Origin of the sequence: Mesorhizobium sp. M7A.F.Ca.CA.001.08.2.1, assembly GCF_003998455.1 — a bacterium.
GTDB lineage: Bacteria > Pseudomonadota > Alphaproteobacteria > Rhizobiales > Rhizobiaceae > Mesorhizobium > Mesorhizobium ciceri.
The window spans coordinates 1-3,160 of sequence record NZ_RZPW01000722.1; the positions used below are offsets into that span (position 1 = coordinate 1).

The window sequence follows — 3,160 nt, forward strand, 5'->3', positions numbered from 1 at the left end:
GGGCTGACTGCAAGGAATTGGCCGCCGGCCTTGGCCCGCACCTCGCTAAGGCGATTGGCGGGATCGAGAACATCGACTTTCCATCCGGTTCGATGTTCTGGGCACGCTCAAAGGCCCTCAAGCCGCTTCTCGACCTCAATCTCGTTGCAACTGATTTTCCCGAGGAAAATGGGCAGCTTTCGCTTACAAACGCGCATGCCATAGAGCGCTTGTTTTTCATTTCCTGCGAACTGGCCGGATTGAAATGGTTGAAAATAGCTCTTCCGCAATGGCATGCCGCAAGCGATCAACTCCAGTCCGCATCGTCTCCCTGGATTGTCCGGCGGTTCGTGGACAAGCGGAACGTCAACTTGCTTCCTGGTGGGAACTAGCTAGGGCTGGACCAGACAACCTCTCCGGAAACGATTGTGGAAGAGGGATCGTGGAAGAGAGATTGAAATTGCCCGCTCTCTTAATGGTCTTTAGACGAATGAACCCATGAACGATATTTTCCGCCACACGCTAGTCCATCCGATGGAGAGAGAAACTCGCCCCTTGCCGTTCGGCAAGAAGGACGCTCAATGGAACCCGGAGATGGTGGTGACATGCCGCCGGCTGATTGCCGCCTACAAGGCGACGATACTGCAGGAGAGCCGGCTCAAGCAAATCACCGACGATGACCTCTGGTCGGCATTGATGCGTGACAACCTTGGTCAGATGATCAGCTTCATCGAGGCCGAAGATGCCGAGCAATTGTCACGCTATCTGGTTGATTTCGGCAAGGAATACACCTGGTTCGGCGGAATTACGACGGGGATCGACGGCTATACGTATTGGGATCGCGACGAGCAGTTTGTTGCATACAGCTACTTCGACAAATTGCTGTGCCTGGGCGAGGCGCTCGGCGTCCTGTCGGTGGAAAGCCCCGAACAGGGGACGGACGGGAAATGGGGCAAGAACGGTCTCCGGAACCCAGACGAAATCGTGGACGCCTTAGAAGCACAGCTCGGCATCCGCATCATCCCGCCGCAGGGACCGGTTCATGTCGCCGGTCTGAAAATCAGGGGTGGCCTGCTCCACTACAGGCACATCAACGCACTCTATCTGGCAACCCGGATCCGGGATATTGCCGCACCCGAAGATCGGATTTGTGAATTTGGCGGAGGGCTCGGGCTTGCTGCATTTTACCTGAACCGGATGGGCCGCAAGGATGTTACGATCTTCGACCTTCCAATTGTGAACGTCCTGTCGGGTTACTTCCTGATCGGAACCCTCGGTCAGGAAGCCGTCTGCCTTGAAGGCGAGGAATCGCGCAACGAAGCCATCAAACTGAGAGCGAACTGGAATTGCTCCAGTGAAGTGGACCGCACCTTTCGGGTCACCGCCAACCAGGACTCATTTCCCGAAATCAATCGCCGCATCTTTGACGAGTATGTGCAACAGATAAAGCGCATCACTTCGGGCTTCTTCCTCAGCATCAATCACGAGGGTGAGCAACTCATCGCTGGCGGCGCGAGGCTTCTTCACGTTTCAAAGCTGCTGAGTGCCGATCGGAGCTTTGCTCGCACCTACAGGAGCCCCTACTGGCTCCGTAGGGGCTATGTGGAAGAACTGTATCGGATTGATAGCGGCATATCAGTGGGCGCGGCGGACTAGCCTTGCCTGCCGGGATCCTAGCTCGGTATCGATGCGGCGGATTGGGCGACCATCCAATCGACCGATCGCAAGTCTCGGTCGCAAGTCTCCAGCCGCGGAACAAACCGGCACGCCAGCGAGTTTCTCTCCGACGAAAACTTGAGGGAAAGCCATGTCCAGATTTCTGCTGGCGACAAGCGTCGCCGTTCTTCTCGCCGGCGCGCCGGCCTTGGCCGCGGACGACAAGCCGCTGCCGCCGCCCAATGCCAAGAAGCTGTCGGAGATCATCGCCAAGGTCGAGCAGCGCGACGGCTTTCGCTATGTGGACGAGGTCGACTGGGACAGCGGCGCCTACACCGTCACCTATTACACGGCGGACAAGGCGAAGGTCGAAATCACCTACGATCCTGTGACGGCGGAGCCGAAATAAGGTTCGCCGCATCAAATTAGCCAGCCTTTCCCGGCGCCGGCGCCGCCCCTCACCTGCCTGCCGGCATCCTCTCCCCGTATAGTGACGGGGAGAGGGACGCTGTCATCGCCCATTTCGCCAATCGCCAGCGTTGCAAGGATGGCGCCGGCGTTGCGGCCAGCCCCTTTCTCCCCGTCACTATACTGTTTGGACCGGGGACATCGCGAACAGGTGTGCGAGGACATCGCGAACAGTTTGGCGTGCTCTGCGCCGGGAGGTTCGCGCTGCCATTTGGGGACACCAGCGTGATGGATGGGAAGTTGGAGTTTGTGCGTCTTGCCGTGCAGGAAGGCAGCAATGTCAGTGCGCTTTGTCGTCGTTTCGGGATCGGCCGAACCTGTGGTCACAAGTTGATTGCGCGGTATCGCGCCCATGGCGAGGCCGGGCTTGCGGAGCAATCGCGTCGCCCCACGACGAGCCCGGGGCGCAGCCCGGATGCAGTGGAGGCGGCGGTTCTTGGCATGCGCCAGACGCACCCGGCCTGGGGCGGTCGCAAGATCGCCAAGGTCCTGCGGCGCGAGGGAATCGGTTCGCCTGCGCCCTCGACAGTGACCGGGATCCTGCACCGCAACGGTGTCGAACTGGGCTTGCTGGGAGGCGGAGCCAAGCCGTTCGGGCGCTTCGAGCATGCCGCCCCCAACGATCTGTGGCAGATGGACTTCAAGGGCCATGTCGCATTGCGGCAGGGCGGCCGGTTGCATCCACTGACCGCGCTCGACGACCATTCGCGCTTCTCCGTCGTGCTGCAGGCTTGCATCAACGAGACCGGCGAAACGGTCAAAACCCATCTGATTGCCGCCTTTCGCCGCTATGGACTGCCGCAGCGCATGGCTTTCGACAACGGTCCGCCATGGGGAGATGGCGGACGAAGCAACTTCACACGCTTCACCGTCTGGCTGATCGAGCATGGCGTCGCCGTCTCTCATTCCAGGCCCCTGCATCCGCAGACGCTGGGCAAGGAGGAGCGCTTCCACCGTTCGCTCAAGGCCGAAGCGATGGCCGGACCTGCTTTCGAAAATCTCGAGCGCGCGCAAAAAGCCTTCGACGCCTGGCGCGACCTCTACAACGCCGAAAGAC

The 3,160-nt window shown here is 59.8% G+C and carries 4 protein-coding genes; all 4 read left to right on the forward strand.

From position 1 onward, the window contains the following. A partial coding sequence (locus EN914_RS29680; protein ID WP_245497873.1) for a rhamnan synthesis F family protein occupies positions 1-371 on the forward strand: 371 nt, incomplete at its 5' end. 106 nt (positions 372-477) lie between these two features. Continuing rightward, positions 478-1,635: a hypothetical protein gene (locus EN914_RS29685; protein ID WP_024503291.1), complete on the forward strand. Its 1,158-nt coding sequence runs from the start codon at positions 478-480 to the stop codon at positions 1,633-1,635. Positions 1,636-1,786: 151 nt separating this feature from the next. Next, positions 1,787-2,044, forward strand: a complete 258-nt coding sequence (locus EN914_RS29690; RefSeq protein WP_024503292.1) for a PepSY domain-containing protein — start codon at positions 1,787-1,789, stop codon at positions 2,042-2,044. A gap of 239 nt (positions 2,045-2,283) precedes the next feature. Then, the coding region (locus EN914_RS29695) for an IS481 family transposase (protein WP_127389459.1) at positions 2,284-3,160 on the forward strand (877 nt) is incomplete at its 3' end.